At 68.5% G+C, this 19,695-nt stretch carries 22 protein-coding genes; 11 read left to right on the forward strand and 11 right to left on the reverse strand.

Features of this window, described 5'->3' with window-relative positions; translation table 11 throughout:
- Positions 1 to 31: 31 nt before the first annotated feature.
- Entirely contained in the window at positions 32 to 391 is a 360-nt protein-coding gene (locus KZJ41_RS13870; RefSeq protein WP_029543516.1) for a RidA family protein, read from the reverse strand.
- A gap of 74 nt (positions 392 to 465) precedes the next feature.
- On the opposite strand from KZJ41_RS13870, the gene KZJ41_RS13875 reads away from it, so the two are divergent.
- Positions 466 to 1,485 (forward strand): Rv2578c family radical SAM protein, encoded by a 1,020-nt coding sequence (locus KZJ41_RS13875; protein WP_006930639.1) that lies wholly within the window; start codon positions 466 to 468, stop codon positions 1,483 to 1,485.
- Between the two features lie 79 nt (positions 1,486 to 1,564).
- Here the strand turns inward: KZJ41_RS13875 and KZJ41_RS13880 are convergent, their stop codons facing one another.
- The 6 genes from KZJ41_RS13880 to KZJ41_RS13905 form a co-directional block, all read right to left on the reverse strand.
- Positions 1,565 to 2,980: an amino acid permease gene (locus KZJ41_RS13880; RefSeq protein ID WP_006930641.1), complete on the reverse strand. Its 1,416-nt coding sequence runs from the start codon at positions 2,978 to 2,980 to the stop codon at positions 1,565 to 1,567.
- A gap of 301 nt (positions 2,981 to 3,281) precedes the next feature.
- Entirely contained in the window at positions 3,282 to 3,707 is a 426-nt protein-coding gene (locus KZJ41_RS13885) for an ATP-binding protein (protein WP_006930643.1), read from the reverse strand.
- Complete coding sequence (locus tag KZJ41_RS13890) at positions 3,697 to 4,035, reverse strand: STAS domain-containing protein (RefSeq protein WP_006930645.1); 339 nt, start codon at positions 4,033 to 4,035, stop codon at positions 3,697 to 3,699. The genes KZJ41_RS13885 and KZJ41_RS13890 overlap by 11 nt, the downstream gene beginning before the upstream one ends.
- Positions 4,032 to 5,996, reverse strand: coding sequence for a glycosyltransferase (locus KZJ41_RS13895; RefSeq protein WP_102800290.1), 1,965 nt, complete (start codon positions 5,994 to 5,996; stop codon positions 4,032 to 4,034). Before KZJ41_RS13895 ends, KZJ41_RS13890 begins: the two co-directional genes overlap by 4 nt.
- Entirely contained in the window at positions 5,993 to 7,234 is a 1,242-nt protein-coding gene (locus KZJ41_RS13900; RefSeq protein ID WP_006930649.1) for a PP2C family protein-serine/threonine phosphatase, read from the reverse strand. The genes KZJ41_RS13895 and KZJ41_RS13900 overlap by 4 nt, the downstream gene beginning before the upstream one ends.
- Before the next feature lies 1 nt (position 7,235).
- The gene (locus tag KZJ41_RS13905; RefSeq protein ID WP_251550919.1) at positions 7,236 to 8,222 is read right to left on the reverse strand and encodes a glycoside hydrolase family 26 protein; all 987 of its coding nucleotides are present in this window, start codon (positions 8,220 to 8,222) and stop codon (positions 7,236 to 7,238) included.
- A gap of 194 nt (positions 8,223 to 8,416) precedes the next feature.
- On the opposite strand from KZJ41_RS13905, the gene KZJ41_RS13910 reads away from it, so the two are divergent.
- Positions 8,417 to 10,237, forward strand: a complete 1,821-nt coding sequence (locus KZJ41_RS13910; protein ID WP_168579606.1) for an NAD(P)/FAD-dependent oxidoreductase — start codon at positions 8,417 to 8,419, stop codon at positions 10,235 to 10,237.
- Positions 10,238 to 10,344: 107 nt separating this feature from the next.
- Here KZJ41_RS13910 and KZJ41_RS13915 read toward each other — a convergent pair whose 3' ends face one another.
- Positions 10,345 to 10,782 carry an SRPBCC family protein gene (locus KZJ41_RS13915; RefSeq protein WP_006930655.1) on the reverse strand — a complete coding sequence of 146 codons (438 nt, stop codon included), beginning with the start codon at positions 10,780 to 10,782 and terminating at the stop codon, positions 10,345 to 10,347.
- A gap of 143 nt (positions 10,783 to 10,925) precedes the next feature.
- On the opposite strand from KZJ41_RS13915, the gene KZJ41_RS13920 reads away from it, so the two are divergent.
- Complete coding sequence (locus KZJ41_RS13920) at positions 10,926 to 11,225, forward strand: protease inhibitor I42 family protein (RefSeq protein WP_040271220.1); 300 nt, start codon at positions 10,926 to 10,928, stop codon at positions 11,223 to 11,225.
- Here KZJ41_RS13920 and KZJ41_RS13925 read toward each other — a convergent pair.
- A complete protein-coding gene (locus KZJ41_RS13925) occupies positions 11,212 to 11,670 on the reverse strand; it encodes a hypothetical protein (RefSeq protein WP_006930659.1) in 459 nt (152 codons plus the stop codon). The genes KZJ41_RS13920 and KZJ41_RS13925 overlap by 14 nt on opposite strands.
- Before the next feature lie 154 nt (positions 11,671 to 11,824).
- Between KZJ41_RS13925 and KZJ41_RS13930 the strand changes: the two genes are divergently transcribed.
- Both KZJ41_RS13930 and KZJ41_RS13935 read left to right on the forward strand, forming a co-directional pair.
- A complete protein-coding gene (locus tag KZJ41_RS13930) occupies positions 11,825 to 12,208 on the forward strand; it encodes a VOC family protein (protein WP_006930662.1) in 384 nt (127 codons plus the stop codon).
- Between the two features lie 74 nt (positions 12,209 to 12,282).
- On the forward strand, positions 12,283 to 12,456 hold the full coding sequence (locus KZJ41_RS13935; RefSeq protein WP_006930663.1) for a hypothetical protein: 174 nt from the start codon (positions 12,283 to 12,285) through the stop codon (positions 12,454 to 12,456).
- A gap of 42 nt (positions 12,457 to 12,498) precedes the next feature.
- On the opposite strand, the gene KZJ41_RS13940 is transcribed toward KZJ41_RS13935, so the two are convergent.
- Positions 12,499 to 13,560, reverse strand: coding sequence for a zinc-binding dehydrogenase (locus tag KZJ41_RS13940; RefSeq protein ID WP_306430617.1), 1,062 nt, complete (start codon positions 13,558 to 13,560; stop codon positions 12,499 to 12,501).
- The gene (locus tag KZJ41_RS13945; RefSeq protein WP_006930667.1) at positions 13,502 to 14,203 is read right to left on the reverse strand and encodes a FadR/GntR family transcriptional regulator; all 702 of its coding nucleotides are present in this window, start codon (positions 14,201 to 14,203) and stop codon (positions 13,502 to 13,504) included. Before KZJ41_RS13945 ends, KZJ41_RS13940 begins: the two co-directional genes overlap by 59 nt.
- Before the next feature lie 167 nt (positions 14,204 to 14,370).
- Between KZJ41_RS13945 and KZJ41_RS13950 the strand changes: the two genes are divergently transcribed.
- The 6 genes from KZJ41_RS13950 to KZJ41_RS13975 all read left to right on the forward strand — a co-directional run bounded on the left by KZJ41_RS13950 (position 14,371) and on the right by KZJ41_RS13975 (position 19,686).
- The gene (locus KZJ41_RS13950; RefSeq protein ID WP_006930673.1) at positions 14,371 to 15,984 is read left to right on the forward strand and encodes a bifunctional 3-(3-hydroxy-phenyl)propionate/3-hydroxycinnamic acid hydroxylase; all 1,614 of its coding nucleotides are present in this window, start codon (positions 14,371 to 14,373) and stop codon (positions 15,982 to 15,984) included.
- 47 nt (positions 15,985 to 16,031) lie between these two features.
- Entirely contained in the window at positions 16,032 to 16,904 is an 873-nt protein-coding gene (locus KZJ41_RS13955) for a fumarylacetoacetate hydrolase family protein (protein ID WP_006930679.1), read from the forward strand.
- A gap of 13 nt (positions 16,905 to 16,917) precedes the next feature.
- Positions 16,918 to 17,841: a VOC family protein gene (locus KZJ41_RS13960; protein WP_006930681.1), complete on the forward strand. Its 924-nt coding sequence runs from the start codon at positions 16,918 to 16,920 to the stop codon at positions 17,839 to 17,841.
- Positions 17,842 to 17,847: 6 nt separating this feature from the next.
- Positions 17,848 to 18,633: a CoA transferase subunit A gene (locus KZJ41_RS13965; RefSeq protein ID WP_006930683.1), complete on the forward strand. Its 786-nt coding sequence runs from the start codon at positions 17,848 to 17,850 to the stop codon at positions 18,631 to 18,633.
- 1 nt (position 18,634) lies between these two features.
- Complete coding sequence (locus tag KZJ41_RS13970; RefSeq protein WP_006930685.1) at positions 18,635 to 19,309, forward strand: CoA transferase subunit B; 675 nt, start codon at positions 18,635 to 18,637, stop codon at positions 19,307 to 19,309.
- 80 nt (positions 19,310 to 19,389) lie between these two features.
- The gene (locus KZJ41_RS13975; RefSeq protein ID WP_037200865.1) at positions 19,390 to 19,686 is read left to right on the forward strand and encodes a Dabb family protein; all 297 of its coding nucleotides are present in this window, start codon (positions 19,390 to 19,392) and stop codon (positions 19,684 to 19,686) included.
- The last annotated feature ends 9 nt before the right edge of the window (positions 19,687 to 19,695 follow it).

A 19,695-nucleotide genomic window follows, 5' to 3' on the forward strand; every position in this document is an offset into this window, starting at 1 on the left:
CGCCCGAAGGACACACCGGCGGCGCAGCCGCCTACACGACGGCGTCGGCCTCGATCTCGATGAACAGGCCCTTGTCGATGAGGCTCGAGACCTCGAGGATGGTGGAGGCCGGGCGGATCTCGCCGAACACCTCGCCGTGCACGAGCGCGGCCTCCTCCCATGTCGACATGTCGGTGAGGTACATGCGCGTGCGGATCACGTCCGTCAGCGAGGCGCCGGCCTCGCCGAGCGCGGCCTCGATGGTCTTCAGTGCGGCGCGCGTCTGATCGGCGAGCGTGTCGCCGGCGCCGGTGGTGCCGGACACGGCGATCTGGTTGCCGATGCGCACGGCGCGGGAGTAGCCGATCCTGGGCTCCCATTCGGAGCCGGACGAGATGTTCACACGGGTCATGGCCCGGAATTCTGTCAGGCCGCCCCCGCCGCCCCGCGCTTGACTGTCCTTAGCACGTATGTTCGACTGGCTGCATGCGGTGGGCGGCACAGACTCTCGACGTCGACGACGGCGCGCTCCCCGGCCTCGAACGGGCCGGGCTCGTCCGCAGCGTCCAGACCCCCGAGTTCGAGGGCATCACCTTCCACGAGGTGCTGTGCAAGAGCGCGCTCAACAAGACCCCCGAGGCGTCGAACCTGCCGTTCCGCTTCACCGTCAACACTTTTCGCGGCTGCTCGCACGCGTGCCGATACTGCTTCGCCCGACCGACCCACGAGTATCTCGACCTCGACGCGGGCCGCGACTTCGACAGCCGGATCGTGGTCAAGACCAACGTCGCGGCCGTGCTGCGCCGCGAACTCGCGCGACGGTCGTGGAAGCGCGAGCACGTCGCCCTGGGCACCAATACCGACCCGTACCAGCGGGCCGAGGGCCGCTACCGGCTGATGCCCGGCGTCATCCGGGCCCTCGCCGAATCCGGCACCCCGTTCTCGATCCTGACCAAGGGCACGCTGCTGCGCCGCGACCTGCCGTTGCTCACCCTCGCCGCCGGGCAGGTCGACATCGGCGTCGCCGTCTCCCTCGCGATCGGCGAGCCCGACCTGCAGAAGCAGATCGAACCCGGCACCCCGTCGCCCAAGGCACGTCTGGACCTGATCCGGGCCGTCAGCGACGCCGGGCTGCCCTGCCACGTCATGGTCGCCCCGGTCATCCCGTGCCTCACCGACTCCACCCGGCACCTCGACGATCTGCTCGGTGCGATCTCGGCGGCGGGGGCGACCGGCGTGACGGTGCTGCCGATGCATCTGCGCGGCGCCACCCGCGGCTGGTTCCTGTCGTGGCTGGGTCAGGAGCACCCCGCCCTGATCCGGCGGTACCGGCAGATCTACGGCCGCGGCGCGTACGTCTCACCGGAGTACAAGACGTGGTTGAAGGACCGCGTCGATCCGCTGGTGTCCCGCTACGGGCTCGGCGCGCGCGTGGCCGAGCACCGGCGCCCGGTCGCAGCGCCGCCGCGGCCGGCAGCCGAGTCGGCGGACCCCACCCTGTTCTGAGCGGCGCTGCGGAACTCGGGACACGACGTCGCCCCCCGGGGTGAGGCAGGTACCCGCGAGGGCGACACCGGCCGGTCGGTCAGGTGGTTTCCGGGACCACGTCGGCGACGCCGGCGTTCGCGTCCACCGGCGCAGCCGGAGCGGCACTGCGGCGCTGCCGGTAGACGCCGACTCCGACGACGACGGCGGCGAGGGCCGCGGACGTCAGCATCTGGCTGCGCGTGCTCTCCAGGGCGATCATGCCGGCGCACAGCGCGACGATCGCCGCAATGGTGAACCAGGTGAGGTACGGGAAGAGCCACATCCTCGGCGACAGCTCCCGGCCCTGGGCCTCGAGCGAGCGGCGCATGCGCAGCTGGGACGCGGCAATGACGAGCCACACGAACAGGGCGATCGCTCCGGAGGAATTGACCAGGAACAGGAACACCGTCTCGGGGTAGAGGTAGTTCAGGCCCACGGTGAGGAAGCCGACCACGGTGGAGACGAGAACCGCGTTGCGGGGCACACCGGACCGCCCGATGGTGGCCAGCGACGGCGGGGCGTCACCGCGGCGCGACAGGGAGAAGATCATGCGGCTGGCGGTGTACAGGCCCGAGTTCAGGCACGAGAGCACCGACGTCAGCACGATGACGTCCATGATGGTGGCGGCCGCCGGGATGCCGAAGGAGTCGATGACCGCCACGTACGGGCTCAACGCCACCGAGGCGTCGTCCCACGGCAGCAGGGTGACGACGACGGCGATCGAGCCGATGTAGAAGATCAGGATCCGCCACACGACCGACCGCACCGCCTTGCGCACCGCCTCGGCCGGGTTGGCGGACTCGCCGGCGGCGATGGTCGCGATCTCGGCTCCGAAGAAGGAGAACACCACGACGAGGACCCCGGCGAGTACGGCGCCTGTCCCGTTGGGGAAGAAGCCGCCGTGACCGGTGAGGTTGCTCAGTCCCGGCGCCTCGACGCCGGGCAGAAAGCCGCAGATCGCGAGGACGCCGAGCACGAGGAACGCCACGATCGCCGTGACCTTGATGGCGGCGAACCAGAACTCGAACTCGCCGAACGACTTCACCGACGCGATGTTGGTCAGCGTCAGCACGACCATGAGCACCAGCGCCCACGTCCACTGGGGCACGCCGGGAATCCAGCGGTTCATGATCACCGCGCCGGCCGTCGCTTCGATGCCCAGGACGATGATCCAGAACCAGGCGTAGAGCCATCCGATGGAGAACCCGGCCCATCGGCCGATGGCCCGGTCGGCGTACGCCGAGAACGACCCCGTCTGCGGATTCGCCGCCGCCATCTCGCCGAGCATGCGCATGACGAGCACGACGACCACCCCGGCGAGTGCGTAGGCGACCAGCACCCCGGGACCGGTCTCCCGGATCGCAGCGCCCGAGCCGACGAACAAGCCTGCGCCGATGACACCCGCGATCGCGATCATCGACAGGTGCCGCTTCTCGAGCGTGTGCCTCAGCTCGGGCTGATCGCTGTTCGACATGGGAACCCCTTCACAACCAGGTTTGGTATCGAGTGTGATGTACCTCTCGACCGCCTGAGTCTGAGGTTCCCGCTCCGCCGCTGTAATAGACACATCGGCGAGCCGTCGATCCCGACGTTCGACGAAACGGCAGATGCGCGGCGCCGGCCTGGGCTTTTCCGGCGGTCCGAGCGGTCGCGTGGGAGTCGACTTAACGGGAAGTTAACGGGGGTGGTCCGGACAAAGTCGGCATCTCGGTCGCCGCGGCGAGGGCGGACGCCGGGCCGGTCGCGTGGCCGGCCCCGGGCGGACCGGTGCGCGGTTATGCCGGGTCGGTCCGTTCCCGCACGAGGATCCACCGGTTGCTGCCGCCCCGCCTGCGGTAGGACAACTCGTCCAGCGCCGCCAGGGCGATCGCCAGGCCCCGGCCCCGCTCGGCCATGTCCCCGGGCATCCGGACCGTCTCGAGGTCGACGCGCGCGGGCCGGCCGTCGTCGTGGAAGCAGGCCTCGATCCGGTCCGGGGACAGGCGCAGCTCCAGCCGCATCGTGACCGGAGCGCCGTCGCCTGCGTGCTCGACGATGTTGGCGGCGATCTCGGCCACCGCGATCTCGAACGGGAAGCGATCCTCGTCCTCCACCTGCCCCGCGCACATCATCTTCTCGATCAGCGCGTGCACGTCGGTGAGCGTGTCGGCGCCCGTGACGGTCGTCAGGGCCCAAGATCCCGCGCCGGGGTCAGTCGCCATCGAACGCGGCGTCCGCGGAGTCGTACGTGCGCAGCACGCGGTCGAGGCTCGTCAGCGACAGCACGCTGCGCACCTGCGCCGTGGGCGCCGCCAGCCGCAGGTCCCCGCCGGCCTGCCGGGCGGCCTTGAGCCCCGACACCAGCGCCCCGAGCCCCGACGAGTCGATGAACTCGGTGGCGCCGAGGTCGACGACGACGCGGGCGGACCCGCCCTCGACGAGGCCGCGCAGCTGTTCCCGCAGCCGCGGTGCGGCGACCATGTTCAGCCGGCCCTCGGGCCGGACCACCACCACGTCCGAGCCGGTGGTGCGGGTTGCGAAGTGCGTCATCGTCTTCCTTCCATGTCGGGCCCGCGGTAGCGGACCGCCGGTATCACCACACTCAGGATCGCCAGGTCGAACAGCACCCAGAACAGGTTGACGCCGACGCCCAGCACCGAGCTCGCGCCCAGATACAAGCGCACCACGCCCACCACCGACGCGATCACCAGCAGCGCCATGGCCGCGATCTGGTACCGCACCTTGCCCCACGGGAGCGTGGCGCGGCCCTGCCGCGTCTTCGGGGTCACCGCGAAGTCGAGGGGCTTGTGCAGGTACACGTTGCGAAACGCCGTCCAGCACGCCTTGATCCACACCGGGAACAGCGCCAGGCTGTACTGCTGCCCCCGCCAGGTCGGGGTGCCCCGACCGACCACGAAGAACAGCAGCTGGTTCAACAGCAGGAACGGGATGAGCCGGCCGAAGAAGTCCCAGCTGTAGGCCTGCACGGGCAGCACTCCGAAGATCAGGTAGATCACCGGCGCGGCGATGTAGGCGACGGCCGCGAAACCCGCGAGGTAGCTCCACATCGTCGCCCAGTACATCAGCCGCTGCGGGATCGTCAATCCTCGCTGCACGAGCGGATTCTCCCGCAGCATCACCTGGATCGTGCCCTGCGCCCAGCGCAGCCGCTGGGTGAGCATCGTGCCCACGTCCTCCGGCGCGAGACCGTGCGCGAGCACCTCGTGGTGGTAGACCGACTTCCAGCCCACCCCGTGCAGGCGCATCGACGTGGCCATGTCCTCGGTCACCGAGATCGTTGCCAGCGCCAGCGTCGGTTCGGCCTCGTCGTCGCGGCTGACGTCGACGGCGCGGATCATCGTGCGGATCGACTCGAGTGCCCCGAGCGGCGACCACTCGCGGTCTGCGAGGCGCGACAATGTCGTCTCGTCGAGCAGAACTCCGTCGGCGTCGGACCCGGGGGTGGCGGTCAGGGCGGCGATCGCCTCCAGGTCTGCGCGGATCGATCCGGCGTCCGCGTCGACCACGGCCCGCGCGGCCTCGTCCACGCTCTGCTGGAACCGGTAGGTCACCTCGGCGAGCGGCTGTCCCTGCCGGACGGCCGCGCGGGCCGTGCGCACGGCCACCCGCACCGAATCGAGGGCGGCGAGAACCTCCGGCTGGTTCGCACCGACCTCGGATCGCGCCCGGTCGAGCACCTTGCCGGCCGTGCGCAGCGCCCGCACCACGCCCTCCTCGACGGCACGGACGTAGCCGGTGATGCCCAGCTGCATCAGCGCCTCGCGGCGCAGGATCGCGTTCGAGCCGCAGAAGAAGGCGGCGTTCCAGCCGTCCTTGCCCTGCTGGATCGGGCCGTAGAACAGCGGGGCCTGGCTGCCCAGCGGATCGGAGTCCGGCACGTTGACGAAGTACTGCGGTGTCTGCACCAGGGCCGTCCGCTCATCCTCGAAGTAGCCGAGGGTGCGGTGCAGGATCTCCGGGTCGGGCACCTGGTCGGCATCGAGGACGAGGATGAACTCGCCGTGCGTGTGCAGCAGGGCGTTGTTGAGGTTGCCCGCCTTGGCGTGCCGGGGCTTGTTCGTCCAGCTGGCCGCCCGCGTCATGTACCGGACCCCGAGTTCGGCTGCGGCGCGCTCCAATTCGGGCCGCTCCCCGTCGTCGAGGATCCATGTCTCGTGCGGATACCGGATGCGTGCCGCCGCCTCGGCGGTCCCGATCACCAGGTCGACCGGCTCGTTGTAGGTGGTGATGAAGACGTCGACGGTCAGCCCGTCCGGCGGGACCGGCGGCGCGGCCCGCCGGCGCCACCGCCACATCGTGAGCCCGAACAGCATCGAGTCGATCAGGCTGTACGTCTCGGCGACGACGAGTGGCACCGCGATCCACCACGCGGACCAGTTGACGGAGAACAGCCAGCGCCACACCACGTAGTTCACGCCGAGCAGCACCGTCGCGGTGATCAGGATCCGCAGGCCCGGCGACGGGTAGCGGTCCGCACCGGCCGCATTCATGCGTCCTCGCAGCGACGGACGGCGACGACGGTGACGTCGTCCATCGGTGGGTTGCCTTCGGCCAGCGCCCGCGCCGCCTCGGTCAGGTCGTGCGGCGTCGCATGGTCGGCCACGAACCGGTACAGGGCCTCCCGGTCGCTGTGCTCGTCGAGCAGGTCGAGCAGCCCGTCGGAGCAGATCACCAGCGTGTCACCGGGTTCGAGGCGCGTGCACTGCGCCTGCCACGACGTCTCGCGGAGCACGCCGACGGGTAGCCCGGTGCCGGCCAGCGGCACCACGGAGCCGTCGCGACGGCGGATCGCGGCCAGGCCGTGCCCGGCGTCGACGTAGTCCACCGACCCGGTGGCGAACTCGACGGCGGCATGGAACACGGTGACGAAGGTGCCGGTGTGTTCGCAGTCGTCCGTGAGGTTCTCGGCGGCGGCGCCGAGCGCGGCGCCCGTGTCCAGGACGCTGCACGCCTCGGCGTGGCTGAACCGCTCCATCACCCGGGACGCGCCGCGGAACGTGGAGCGCACCGCCGAGGACAGGATCGCCGCGCCGAGGCCCTTGCCCATCACGTCGGCGACGGTGACGACCAGCCCGCCGCGCAACCGGTAGTGGTCGTAGAAGTCGCCGCCGACCACGAACGCCGGAATGCACACGGCCTGCACCTCGAATCCGGGCAGCCCGGTCAACGGGCGCGGCAGCAGCTGGGCCTGCATCGCGGCGGCGCGATCGAGTTCGTCGGCGCGTTGCAGTTCCCGCTGCGCCCATTCGGCGAGTTCGGCGAACGCGTCGAGCTGGTCGGGGTCGAGTGTCCGCGGCTCGGTGTCGTAGATGCAGAACGTGCCGACGGGATGACCCGCGGGACCGTACAACGGGTAGCCCGCGTAGAAGCGGACGCCGTCGGCGCCGCCGACACCGGGAATGCCGGCGAACCGGGGGTCGGCGGAGGCGTCCTCCACGATCAGCGTCGGATCGCCGGGATGGTGGTAGGTGCGAGCAATCGTGGTCTTGCACATGCTCTCCTCGCGCGGCACCTGTACGAGGTCGAGCCCCTGGAGGGACTTGAACCAGAGCCGGTCCCGGTCGAGCAGTGCCACACTCGCCATGGGCACCCCGAACACGTGTCGGGCCATGCGGGTGATCTGCTCGAACCGGTCTTCTCGGGGCGTGTCGAGGATCTCCAGCCGTTCGAGGTCGCGGACCCGCTGGTCCTCGAGGTCGTCGGGGAGGTGCGAGGCGTCGGTCGTCATGTCAGCGCTGCCCCCTCTGCAGGGCTTCCGCCAGCGCGGCAGCCGCTTCCGGGGTGCTCGCCAGCCGCCAGTCGGTTTCCTTGTCGTGATCGAACCAGACGAACGCCGCCACATCCGTCCGGTCGTCGAGGAAGGAGATCAGGTCGCCGACCCAGTCCGGCTTCGACCCGCCGACGTCGGTGCTGCCCACCTCGGTGACCACGATCGGCTTGCCCGGCGCGATCCGGCCGAGCTCGTCGAGGGTCTCCTCGAACAGCTCCCGCGGCGACGTCCAGCGGCTCCACGGCTGCGTGGCGCCCCAGTTGTATCCGTCGGCCCCGACCACGTCGACATACTCCGCCCCCGGGTACAGGTCCGCGATCATGCTGCTGCCCTCGAACGAGACGTTCGGAGCCCACACCCATTTCACGTTGGCCACCCCTTTCGACGCGAACAACTCGTGCACGTGACGCCACGCGGCGACGTAGACGTGCGGCGGTGTCCCCCCGGCCGGACTCCAGGGGTACCAGGTCCCGTTCGGCTCGTGCGCGAAACGCAGGTAGACGGTCGAACCCCACGCGGCGAGCTCGTCGGCCCAGCGGTAGAGGTAGTCGTCGTGCACGCCCGCGGCGATCGACGCCATCGTGAACTCGCCGCGCTCGTACCGCCCGTCGCCGAGCCAGCGCCACGGCTCCCACGTGACGATCGGGTCGGCGCCCAGCCGCCGCACGGCGGCGAGCCCCGCGACGGGCGGCGGCGAGGCGAAGTCGGAGAACGACAGCACCACGGTCGGGGGAGTGCCCGCGATCTCGGCGACCCGTTCGAACTCGTCGACGGCGGTCGGGCCGCCGGGCGTGCTCACGCCGAATCGCAGGCACGCGCCGACCGGCTCGTGCAGCGGCGTGATCGCGGCGCCGCAGTCGATCGTCGGCGCGCATCCCACGGCGGTCGACACCGCGACGGCGAGGCCCGCCGCGACCGCCGCCGGGCGAGGATGTCCGTTTCTCACCGCTCCACCCTCGCATCCCGGACGAACCGTCGCCGGGTTTGTGACGGTTCGTCCGGGATGCGAGCGGGGTCTATGCCGGACGTCCGGGTCCGTGCAGCGGTGTGCCGCAGGGTGCAACACGATGCAACGCTGGCCGCACCCACCTGCAGTGCGGTGTGCTCTGTATCACAACAGTTCAGGACGAGGAGCACGCAATGACCGACACACTGACCCCACCCGACGCCGCGATCACCGGACCGCAGGAGAGGGTCGACGCGTGGCTGGCCGACTTCGAGGCCGCCCTCGCCGCGCGCGACGTCGAGGCCGCCGCGGGCATGTTCGCCACCGACAGCTTCTGGCGCGACCTGGTCGCCTTCACCTGGAACCTCAAGACCGTCGAGGGCCGGGAAGGTGTCGCCGACATGCTCCGTGCGCGGCTGCACGACGCCGACCCCAGCGGGTTCCGCACCACCGAGCCCCCCACCGAGGACGGCGGCGTCGTCAGCGCCTGGATCGCGTTCGAGACCGCTGTGGGCCGCGGCGTCGGGCACCTGCGGCTGAAGGACGAGGGTGCCTGGACCCTGCTCACCACGATGCAGGAGCTGAAGGGGCACGAGGAGAGCAAGGGTGTCCGCCGGCCCAAGGGCGTGCAGCACGGCGCCGACCGCAACCGCGTCACCTGGTCCGAGAAGCGCGAGGCCGAGGAGCGCGAACTCGGCTACACCACCCAGCCGTACGTCGTGATCGTCGGCGGCGGCCAGGGCGGCATCGCCCTGGGCGCCCGCCTGCGCCAGCTCGGCGTGCCCGCGCTCGTGCTCGACAAGCACGACCGGCCCGGCGACCAGTGGCGCGGCCGCTACAAGTCGCTGTGCCTGCACGATCCCGTCTGGTACGACCACCTGCCGTACATGCCGTTCCCCGAGAACTGGCCGGTGTTCGCGCCCAAGGACAAGATCGGTGACTGGCTCGAGATGTACACCAAGGTCATGGAGGTGCCCTACTGGTCCAAGACCACGTGCACCTCGGCGTCGTACGACGAGGCGACCGGCGAGTGGACCGTGAACGTGGTCCGCGACGGCGAACCCGTCGTGCTGAGGCCGAAGCAGCTGGTGCTCGCCACCGGCATGTCCGGCAAGCCCAACATCCCGACCTTCCCCGGCATGGACCGGTTCCGCGGGGACCAGCACCACTCCAGTCAGCATCCCGGGCCGGACGCGTATGCGGGCAAGAAGGCCGTGGTGATCGGCGCGAACAACTCGGCGCACGACATCTGCGCCGCGCTGTGGGAGGTCGGCGCCGACGTGACGATGGTGCAGCGCTCGTCCACGCACATCGTCAAATCCGACTCATTGATGGACCTCGGCCTCGGCGACCTGTACTCCGAGCGGGCCCTGGCCGCGGGGATGACGACGGCCAAGGCCGACCTGACGTTCGCGTCGCTGCCGTACCGGATCATGCACGAGTTCCAGATTCCCGTCTACAACGCGATCCGGGAGCGCGACGCCGACTTCTACGCCCGGCTCGAGAAGGCCGGGTTCATGCTCGACTTCGGGGACGACGGCTCCGGGTTGTTCATGAAGTACCTGCGCCGCGGGTCCGGCTACTACATCGACGTCGGTGCCGCCGAACTCGTCGCCGACGGCGAGATCAAGCTGGCCCACGGCGGCGTCCGCGAACTCACCGAGAACAGCGTGATCCTCGAGGACGGCACCGAGCTCGAGGCCGACCTGGTGGTCTACGCGACCGGCTACGGCTCGATGAACGGGTGGGCGGCGGACCTGATCGGCCAGGACGTCGCCGACAAGGTCGGCAAGTGCTGGGGCCTGGGGTCGGACACCACCAAGGACCCCGGCCCGTGGGAGGGCGAGCAGCGCAACATGTGGAAGCCCACCCGGCAGGAGGGCCTGTGGTTCCACGGCGGCAACCTGCACCAGTCGCGGCACTACTCGCTGTACCTGGCGTTGCAGCTCAAGGCCCGGCACGAGGGGATCCCGACGCCGGTGTACGGGCTTCAGGAGGTCCACCACCTGAGCTGATCCGGGAAAGCGACGAGCCGCCGGCGCGCACGACGCGCCGGCGGCTCGGCGTGCCGAGACTGTGGGCGGGTGGCGTGCCGGACCTGGTGCCGGGTCAGGCTGCCGGGTCAGGCGTAGTGCCGCAGGACGAACTCGGTCAGACCCTTGCGGATCGTCTTCACCGCGTGCTTCTGGCCCTGCTTGAGCATGAAGCCCGGCACCGGGATCTTCGGGTCGGTGGACATCGTCACCCGCACGCGCGTCCCGCGCTCGGTGCGGGTCAGGCGGTACTCGCCGTCCTGGGAGTGCTGCATCTCGCTCTCGATCAGCGTCCACGAGGTGGACTCCTCGGTCCACTCGTGCTCGATCACCTGCGTGTCCGAGATGCCGAACAGTGCGAGCGTCATGCGCACGACGCGGGGCCGGCCGTCGTCGTGCCGCGATTCGACCTGCACGTCCTTGTGGGAGGACGACCACTCCGGGATGCGCTCGATGTCGGTCAACGCGCGCATCACCTGCTCGGGCGTCGCCTCGATCTCGAACTCGTCTGACACCGATGCGGCCATATGTGTTCCCACTCCCTGGTCGATTCCCATCTCGGTGGTCCGGGTACCCGCCTCGCGGACCCCCGGCACGTGTTCCGACGAACGAGGCCCCCGGATCGCTCCCGATAGTGACATAGATCACAAAGCCGCCGTACTCTGGTCCAATGAGGCACGTGACGACCGGACCCCGGGACCTGCAGGTCGCCGTGGGCGACACCATCGAACTGCACCTGCCGGAGAACACCTCCCGCGACTACACCTGGTGCCCGACCCACATCGGCAAGGGTCTCCTGCTCAGCGACGTGCGATTCGTACCGTCCCGGAATCCGCTCCCCGGCGCCGGCAGCGAACGCATCCTCTACCTGCGCGCCAAGCGGCCCGGCACCTGGCCGGTGTCGCTCCAGTTGCAGCGGGCCGAGCACATGTCGGCGGACGAGCGGAGCATGACCGTCACCGTGACCTGACGGACCACTGCTCGTCGCCCCCGGCCGGTTGCGGTTCGCCCAGGCTCCGGCAGTGCGCCAGGTAGCGCCGTGCCCAGTAGTGCACCGGCCGATGGTCGCCGGCCGCGGTGAGTCGAGCCAGCGCCCGGGTGCGGTCCACCAGCTGCTCGTGCAGGACCCGTTCCAGCACCGCCACCCGGCGCCCGTCGCCGGACGTCGCAATCTGCTCCACGCAGCGACTCAGGCGCGCGGCCCGCGCCGACGGGCGCTCGGCCGGCGCGCCGCCATCCTGGAGGGCCTGCTCCAGAGCGTCCCGGTAGCCGAGCGCGTGCTCCAGATCGTCCGCGATCTCCCGCAGGCGCACCGGGTCGGCCGTGCGCTCCCGGCGCGCCGCCAAGATCTGGATCTGCGTCTGCGTCAACTGCAGCACCGCCCGGAGGTGGACGGTCAACGTGCTCTCGTGCATGGTTCTTCCTCGCTCGACCGGGCTGTCACGGTCGAGTACACCCGCATCCTCTTAGCGATGGCTTAGCGCCGATCGACCTCGATCGGGCGGGTCCACCAGTTCGCGGAGGCTACGCTGAAACCCGGTCGTTCCGGTCGCACAGGAGGCGAACGTCATGGCAGGACGCATCGTGCACTTCGAGCTCCCCTACGACGACGGTGACCGCGCCCGGTCCTTCTATCGCGACGCATTCGGATGGTCGCTCGCGGACGTCCCCGGCATGGACTACACCCTCGTCACCACCGGTCCCGTCGACGAGACCGGCACCTCCACCGAACCCGGGTACATCAACGGGGGCATGTTCCGACGCGACGAGTTGAAGAGTCCCGTCGTGACCGTCGACGTCGAGGACATCGACGCCGCGCTGCAGAGGATCGAATCCCTCGGCGGGAAGACGGTGACGGGGCGAATGCCCGTCGGCGACATGGGATTCGCAGCGTACTTCGCCGACACCGAGGGCAACGTGATCGGGCTGTGGGAGTCCAGGCGCGACTCGTAACGACACTCGGAGGTCGTCGCTTTCGAGGACTTCCCATAACTCGAGTCACTTTCCATGACTCGGGAGAAATAGACTTGCTGCTCAGTGTGCAGGGCGCCGGCAGTTTCGCCGAAGGCAGCCCGCTGCAGCTGAAGTTGCGCGATCTCGAGACCGGCTCGCGTCACGCAGTGGTCAACCCGTCCATCAGTGCGGAGGCGTACGGACGAGCGCTGCTCGACATCGATGAGCAGGTCACCCCGCTGATCTGACGAAACGCTCCATGGCCCGCCCGAGATCGACGAACTCCGTCCTCAATCGATGGACAGGACCAGCTTGCCGAAGTGGGCACGGCTTTCGATGCGTTCGTGGGCAGCCCGGACATCGGTCAGAGGACGTAAGGAGTCGATCACCGGGCGGAGGCGATGGGCATCGAACAGCGAGAGCATCCGGCCGAACTCGTCTCGGGTGCCGAGAGTCGATCCGAGGATGGTGTGCTGCCCGAAGTAGAGGGAAGGGATGTCGATGTTCCCGACTGTGCCTGCGGTGGCCCCGAAGACGACGACACGGCCGCCGGGTTTGAGGCAGGAAAGGGACTGGTCGAGGTTGGCGCCGACACCGTCGACGACGACATCGACGCCACCTGTCGCGTCGATGATCTGCCGGGGCCAGTTCGGGTCGGTGTAGAGCACTCCGTCGGTGGCACCGAGCTCGCGAACCCGCTCGATCTTGTCCGTACTCGAGGAGGTGACCAGCACGGTGGCGCCGAGGGTGGCGGCGATCATGATCGAGAAGGTGGACACGCCGCTGCCGGCGCCGAGGACGAGAACGGTGTCGCCGGGGCGCAGGCCGGCCCGGGTAACGATCGCGCGATATGCGGTCAGCGCACCGACCGGCAGCGCCGCGGCTTCCTCCCAGCCGAGGTGGCGAGGTTTGGGGAAGAGGTTGGCGGCAGGTACGCAGACGAGTTCGGCGTAGGTGCCGTCGGTGTCGTCACCGAGGATCGAGAACTGTGCCGATGGGGCAGCGGGGTTGTCGCCCCAGTTCAAGCCGGGATAGATGAGCACTTCTTCACCGGTGTCGCGCCGGATTCCGGCACCGTCGATGCCGAGGATGCGAGGAAGCGGGAATCCGCGGCCGGAGCGGCGGACAAGGATGTCGTGCCAATTGACGGCACTGGCTTTGAGCTCGACGACGGTATGGTCCGGGCTGGGGGTGGGATCGGCCACGGTTTCGAGGACGAGTTGCTCGGGACCGCCCCACTGATGGACAACTGCTGCCTGCACGTAATGGCTCCTTCTGGAGGGCTGGATGGAGTCAGCGCTGATTGTGGACAGCGATAAGTTCCTGGGCGCGCGAAAGGTCTTTGCCTGCAAGAGCTTCGACGATATCGGAATGTAGCACCAAGCGTTCGGCGAGCACCTCGGCCAGGGTCCGACCGTCGACAGGGTCGGCTGAAACAGTATGCGAGGCAAGCACGTCGAGCAGGCTGAGATAGACCGATCGAAGTACCCGGCTGGGGCTGGTGCGTGCGATGGCGGCGTGCAGATCCCAATTCGCGCGCAGGAAGGTCAGCACGTCCTCGGTCTCGACCGATCGGCTCATTTCGTCGAGTGCTTGACGCATCCGGGCGATGTCGGCGCGGCCGGCGAACTGGATGGCGTCGTCGATCAACAGTGGATCCAGTGCGCTGCGGATCCGTACCGCGTCGTCGACGGAGGTTTCCGTTCGATCGAGGGCCAGAATGGCGTTGCCGATCCGTACGGCAGGTGTGGGCTCTGCGGCAAACAGGCCTCCGCCCGGACCTGATCGGACGGTGATCAGGCCCCGGGCCTGCAGCAAACGCAGGGCCTCGTTGAAGGTTCCTTTCGAAACCCCGCAGCGCTCTTGTAGTTCCTGCTTGGTGCCGAGGCGCGCGCCGGGCTCGGCGCTCTCGGCGAGACGGCCTATCGCGAGGGCGGCCTGCTCCGGCCGGGTCAGTGACCCTCGTACCTGCAGGTCCGGCTGTGGAGTGGTCATGCCCTCTACCTGCTCTTTCGTACTCGATCGCAATTCATCATGCCCGATTCTCTCAGACCTCTTGACATGAGACTCAGATCACGTCACAGTATTAAGCATATTCAACATGCTCAATTGGTGCGAGGGTGATCCGCACCATTCCCCTTCCAAACGAGAGGACCTCGGCAATGCAGCCTGAACTGCACGATGTGGTCGTGGTCGGAGCCGGTCCGGTGGGCTTGGCCGTCGGACGGCTGCTGGGCCTGCAAGGTCACGACGTGGTGATCCTCGAGCGCTGGCCCGAGCCCTACGGTTTGCCCCGGGCCGTGGTCTTCGACGACGAGATCGGACGCGCCTTCCAGTCCATGGGACTGAGCGACGAGGTCAAGGCCATCTCCGAGCCGGTGCACGACTCGTACGAGTGGCGCAACGCCCAAGGCCGGACACTGGTGAAGATCCCGTGGGAGCTCGACCGCCCGTGCGGCTGGGGTACGTCCTTCTTCTCCCAGCCCGAGCTCGAACAGGTGCTCGCCGACGCGGTGACCGCCATGCCCAATGTGCGGCTGCGGCGCGGCGCCGAGGTGGTACAGATCCACGAAACCGACGACGACGTGCTGGTGACCTACACCAGCGCGGTGACCAAGCAACGCCGGATCCGTGCCCGATACGTGGTGGGATGCGACGGGGCGAACAGCTTCGTCCGCCAGCGCATGGGTGTCTCCATGGTCGATCGGGGATTCTTCTTCGACTGGCTGGTCGTGGACACGAAGCCTCACGACGAAGCCGACTGGGCACCGCCGGGCTGGGACGACGTAGACCCGGTGCCGCAGAACTGGCAGATGTGCGATCCGGCGCGACCCACCACCGTGGTGTCCGGCGGACCGGGACGGCGACGCTGGGAGTTCATGCGACTGCCGGGGGAAACACGCGACTCCCTCAACGACCCCGCCAAGGCGTGGGAGTTGCTCGCAGCCTGGGGGCGAACCCCGGAGAACACCGATCTCGAGCGGCACGCGGTCTACACCTTCGGTGCCCGGTGGGCCGACGCATGGAACAAGGGCCGACTGATCCTGGCCGGCGATGCCGCCCACCAGATGCCTCCGTTCGCCGGCCAGGGCATGTGCTCCGGCATGCGCGATGCGGCGAACCTGTCGTGGAAGCTCGACCGTGTTCTGAGCGGCCGGTCCGGCCCGGCGCTGCTCGACAGCTACACCTCCGAACGGACGCGACACCTGCAGTACGCAATCGCGATGTCGGTGGCCCTCGGCAACGTCATCTGCGTCCTGGACCCGGAGCTGGCTGCCGAACGTGACGCCCGCATGCTCGCCGGGGGAGCAGATCCGGCCAAGGTTCTGCCCATCACCGAGCAGCCGGTCCTGGGGTCCGGGATCGTGGCCACGGCCGAGGGCCTCGCCGGACTCGCGGGAACCCATGCTCCGCAGTTCCCGGTGGAGACTGCCGAGGGGTACACCGCCCTGCTCGACGACGTCGTCGGCTACGGCGCGGTTCTGCTGACGTCCGACGCCGCGGCTGCTGCCCGGATCGGCGAAACGCATCGGTCCCTACTCGATGCGGCGCACGTGCGAGTGTTCACGATCGGGTCGGAAGGCTGCGATCTCGAGGATTCCACTCACGCATGGTCGCGATGGTTCACCGACCAGCAGATCGCCTGCGTACTCCTCCGGCCCGACCACTACGTCTTCGGCACCGCTGCCACCCCGGAGCGGCTCACCGACCTTGTCCACGGGTACCACGCTGCCCTCGCTCCGATCTCTGTCGCCACCCCTGTTCCGACAGCCTGACCCCGCACCGCCCCGGGTTCCTCACACAATTTCAGGAGATGCCTCTCATGCGTATTGCCAACCTTGCCGGTCGCGCCGCTCTGATCGTCGGAGAGCGCGGTGCCGAGCACGCCATCGATATCGCCACTGCGAGCGATGGCCGGTTCGGTCCGGACCTGCCGTCGATCTACAACACCTGGGACGAGTTCCGCTCCTGGGCTTCGGATGTGGATTCGACGGAGCAGACCACCCCGGTGCAGCGGGCAACGCTCGAGGCGCCGTCCCCGGCCCCGCGCCAGGTTTTCGCGGTCGGCCTGAACTATTCCGCTCACGCCACCGAATCGGGTTTCGAGGCGCCGAGCCAGCTCCCGCCGGTCTTCACCAAGTACGTCTCGAGCTTCTCCGGCCCGGACACCGAGGTCACCATTCCCGCCGGCGGTAACGTCGACTGGGAAATCGAACTCGTGGCGATCATCGGCCGCGAAGGTTTCCAGATCGCCGAGCAGGATGCGTGGGACCACGTAGCCGGATTGACCGTCGGGCAGGACATCTCCGAACGAGTCACCCAGTTGCGCGGACCCGCACCGCAATTCGGACTCGGAAAGTCGTTCCCCGGATTCTCCCCGCAGGGTCCGTGGCTGGTCACCCCGGACGAGTTCGCCGATCCGAGCGATCTGGAGCTGGGCTGCAGCATCGACGGCGAGGAGATGCAGAAGGGCCGCACCCGCGAGTTGATCTTCCCGGTCGGCAAGCTGATCGCCGCCCTATCGCAAACCGTCACCTTGTACCCGGGCGACGTCATCTTCACCGGAACCCCTGCCGGCGTCGGCGGTGGCCGCACCCCGAAGCGTTTCCTGCAGCCCGGCGAAACCCTCGACAGCTGGATCGAAGGCATCGGTGAACTGCACCAGCGGTTCGTCGCCGGTCCCGCCGCGAAGTAACAGGAGAACTGTCATGGCCTTGCACGGACTGGGCAAAGTCACCATCGGTGTGCCCAATGTGGACGAAAACATCTCCTACTACACCGAATTCGGGCTAGACCACCGCGGTGGCGGCATCTTCGCCACCCAGAACGGTGGCGAGCAACTCGAGATCGTTCATGCACCGATCCGTCGGCTGGTCGAACTCGAGATTGCTGCGGACGATCCCGACGACATCGCTTCCATCGCCCGGCGACTGGCCGAGCTCGGTGTGCCGGTGGTGCACGAAGAGTCTTCTCTGGTGGCCGTGGAACCGGCCACCGGCACCCGAGTGCGTGTCTCGGTGCGTTCGCGCATCGTCGTGCCCCCGGTACCGGCCACCCCGTACAACGGGCCCGGACGGATCGACCGCACCGGTCGCGCGCCCTTCTCCTCGCGCACCGGGCCGGTCCGTCCCCGCAAGCTCGGTCACGCCGTGCTGGGCAGTGTCGACTACGAGACGACGCGGAGGTTCTTCACCGAAGGCCTCGGGTTCAAGGTCAGCGATTATGTCGGGGACACGGCCGCCTTCATGCGTTGCTCCACCGATCACCACAACGTGCTCGTCCAGGCCTCGCCGGTGAACTTCCTGCACCACACCAGCTGGCAGGTCGACGACATCGACGAAGTCGGACGCGGCGGTTACGGAATGCTCGAAGGACATCCGGAACGGCACGCCTGGGGACTGGGACGGCATTACGCCGGCTCGAACTTCTTCTGGTACCTGCGCGATCCCGCCGGCAACTACTCCGAGTACTACTCCGACATGGACTGCATCCCCGAAGACGAGGTGTGGACCCCGGAGGTGCTCCACGGCCTGGCAGCACTGTACTCGTGGGGACCCCCGCTGCCGCCGTCGTTCCTCGAACCCGAAGATCTTGCCGCCCTGATGACCGGCGCGCACTCGAGCAAAGGCTGATCCAAGATGACCGATCGCGTCGAATTATTGTGCGCGGGCAAGGTGTTCGCCTCCGCAGCCGAAGCGGTGGCAGACATTCCCTCGTCGGCCGCGCTGGCGGTGGGAGGATTCGGAGTCTCCGGTGTTCCAGATGTCCTGATCGGTGCTCTTGCCGATCGCGACGTGGACGACTTCGAGGTCTTCTCCAACAACTGCGGCGCGACCGGCCACGGACTGGACCTGCTCCTCACTCGCGGAAAAGTACGCCGGATGGTCTCGTCCTATGTGGGGGAGAACAAGGAATTCGCGCGGCAGTACCTGTCGGGTGAACTCGAGGTGGAGTTGACGCCCCAGGGGACCCTCGCGGAGAAGCTGCGGGCCGGCGGCGCGGGCATTCCCGCCTTCTTCACCCCCGCCGGGGTGGGGACACCGGTTTCGCAGGGCGGTCTGCCGTGGCGCTACAACGCCGACGGATCGGTCGCGGTGGCGTCCCCGCCGAAGGAGATCCGCGAGTTCCGCGGCAAGCGGTACGTGCTCGAGGAGTCGATCACGGCGGACTTCTCGCTGGTGCACGCGCTCGAGGGCGACACCGAGGGCAACCTGGTGTTCAACAAGGCCGCGATGAACTTCAACCCGCTCGCCGCGATGGCCGGCCGGATCTGTATCGCGCAGGTCGAGGAGCTGGTGGAGCCGGGCGAGATCGATCCGGGCGAAGTGCACCTGCCGGGGATTTTCGTCAACCGGATCGTGCACACCGGGGTGCAGGACAAGCAGATCGAGAAGCGGACCGTGTCGGCCGGAAAGGGTGCTTGAGATGACCGTGAGTGTGGACACACAGTCCGTCGGCTGGTCGCGCACGCAGATGGCGGCCCGGGCCGCTCAGGAGCTGTCGCCGGGGGAGTACGTCAACCTCGGTATCGGCCTGCCGACGCTGATCCCCAACTACCTGCGCGAGGGCGTGAAGGTCACCCTGCACAGTGAGAACGGGATCCTGGGAACGGGACCGTACCCGACCGAGGATGCGGTCGATCCGGACTTGATCAACGCCGGTAAGGAAACGGTCACCGTCAACCCGGGCGCGGCGTTCTTCGACTCGGCGCTGAGCTTCGGCATGATCCGCGGCGGGCACATCGACACCGCGGTGCTCGGTGGCATGGAGGTCTCCGCTACGGGCGATCTGGCGAACTGGATGGTGCCGGGCAAGATGGTCAAGGGCATGGGCGGGGCGATGGACCTCGTCCACGGTGCCCGCAAGGTCATCGTGCTCATGGAACACACCGACAAGCAGGGCAACCCCAAGATCGTCTCGGAGTGCTCGCTGCCGCTCACGGGAGAGGGCGTGGTGCAGCGGATCATCACCGACCTCGCCGTGATCGACGTGACCGACGACGGCCTGGTCCTGCGCGAGTGCGCACCCGGTGTCGCCGAGGAGTGGGTGCGCGGAGCCACCGGCGCACCGCTGCACCAACTCGAAGCTCAACCCGCCTGAGGACCTCAACCCGCCTGAGGACACTGTCGCGCCCGGGCCGCACTGCCGAACCCGCCCACTCCCGGAAAGAACCACCGGCCATGCCTATCGCCCACGTAGTGACCTTCACCTTCACCCCGAGCACCACATCGGAGACCATCGACGCGCTCGCCCACGCGCTCGAGACCGTCTCCCACTCCTGCGCGGGTATCGAGTCCTACCACCACGGTGCCGACCTGCGCCTGCGGCCGGGAACTGCGGACTACGCCGTCGCCGCGGTCTTCCGTGACCAACAGGCACTCACCGACTACATGACCGATCCGCAGCACCAACGCGTCAACACCGAGTTCGCGACTTTCGTCGCCGCCAAGTCATCGGTGCAGTTCCCGGTGCCCTGACCCGTCAAG

Source organism: Rhodococcus sp. 11-3, from assembly GCF_023704055.1.
GTDB lineage: Bacteria > Actinomycetota > Actinomycetes > Mycobacteriales > Mycobacteriaceae > Rhodococcus > Rhodococcus aetherivorans.

Coding starts and splice junctions, on each gene's coding strand:
- KZJ41_RS13890 (WP_006930645.1), bottom strand. CDS start 4,035: ATGACGCACTTCGCAACCCGCACCACCGGCTCGGACGTGGTGGTGGTC.
- KZJ41_RS13945 (WP_006930667.1), bottom strand. CDS start 14,203: ATGACCACTCCACAGCCGGACCTGCAGGTACGAGGGTCACTGACCCGG.
- KZJ41_RS13915 (WP_006930655.1), bottom strand. CDS start 10,782: ATGGCCGCATCGGTGTCAGACGAGTTCGAGATCGAGGCGACGCCCGAG.
- KZJ41_RS13920 (WP_040271220.1), top strand. CDS start 10,926: ATGAGGCACGTGACGACCGGACCCCGGGACCTGCAGGTCGCCGTGGGC.
- KZJ41_RS13910 (WP_168579606.1), top strand. CDS start 8,417: ATGACCGACACACTGACCCCACCCGACGCCGCGATCACCGGACCGCAG.
- KZJ41_RS13885 (WP_006930643.1), bottom strand. CDS start 3,707: ATGGCGACTGACCCCGGCGCGGGATCTTGGGCCCTGACGACCGTCACG.
- KZJ41_RS13900 (WP_006930649.1), bottom strand. CDS start 7,234: ATGACGACCGACGCCTCGCACCTCCCCGACGACCTCGAGGACCAGCGG.
- KZJ41_RS13970 (WP_006930685.1), top strand. CDS start 18,635: ATGACCGTGAGTGTGGACACACAGTCCGTCGGCTGGTCGCGCACGCAG.
- KZJ41_RS13870 (WP_029543516.1), bottom strand. CDS start 391: ATGACCCGTGTGAACATCTCGTCCGGCTCCGAATGGGAGCCCAGGATC.
- KZJ41_RS13965 (WP_006930683.1), top strand. CDS start 17,848: ATGACCGATCGCGTCGAATTATTGTGCGCGGGCAAGGTGTTCGCCTCC.
- KZJ41_RS13925 (WP_006930659.1), bottom strand. CDS start 11,670: ATGCACGAGAGCACGTTGACCGTCCACCTCCGGGCGGTGCTGCAGTTG.
- KZJ41_RS13950 (WP_006930673.1), top strand. CDS start 14,371: ATGCAGCCTGAACTGCACGATGTGGTCGTGGTCGGAGCCGGTCCGGTG.
- KZJ41_RS13880 (WP_006930641.1), bottom strand. CDS start 2,980: ATGTCGAACAGCGATCAGCCCGAGCTGAGGCACACGCTCGAGAAGCGG.
- KZJ41_RS13975 (WP_037200865.1), top strand. CDS start 19,390: ATGCCTATCGCCCACGTAGTGACCTTCACCTTCACCCCGAGCACCACA.
- KZJ41_RS13955 (WP_006930679.1), top strand. CDS start 16,032: ATGCGTATTGCCAACCTTGCCGGTCGCGCCGCTCTGATCGTCGGAGAG.
- KZJ41_RS13930 (WP_006930662.1), top strand. CDS start 11,825: ATGGCAGGACGCATCGTGCACTTCGAGCTCCCCTACGACGACGGTGAC.
- KZJ41_RS13960 (WP_006930681.1), top strand. CDS start 16,918: ATGGCCTTGCACGGACTGGGCAAAGTCACCATCGGTGTGCCCAATGTG.
- KZJ41_RS13895 (WP_102800290.1), bottom strand. CDS start 5,996: ATGAATGCGGCCGGTGCGGACCGCTACCCGTCGCCGGGCCTGCGGATC.
- KZJ41_RS13875 (WP_006930639.1), top strand. CDS start 466: ATGCGGTGGGCGGCACAGACTCTCGACGTCGACGACGGCGCGCTCCCC.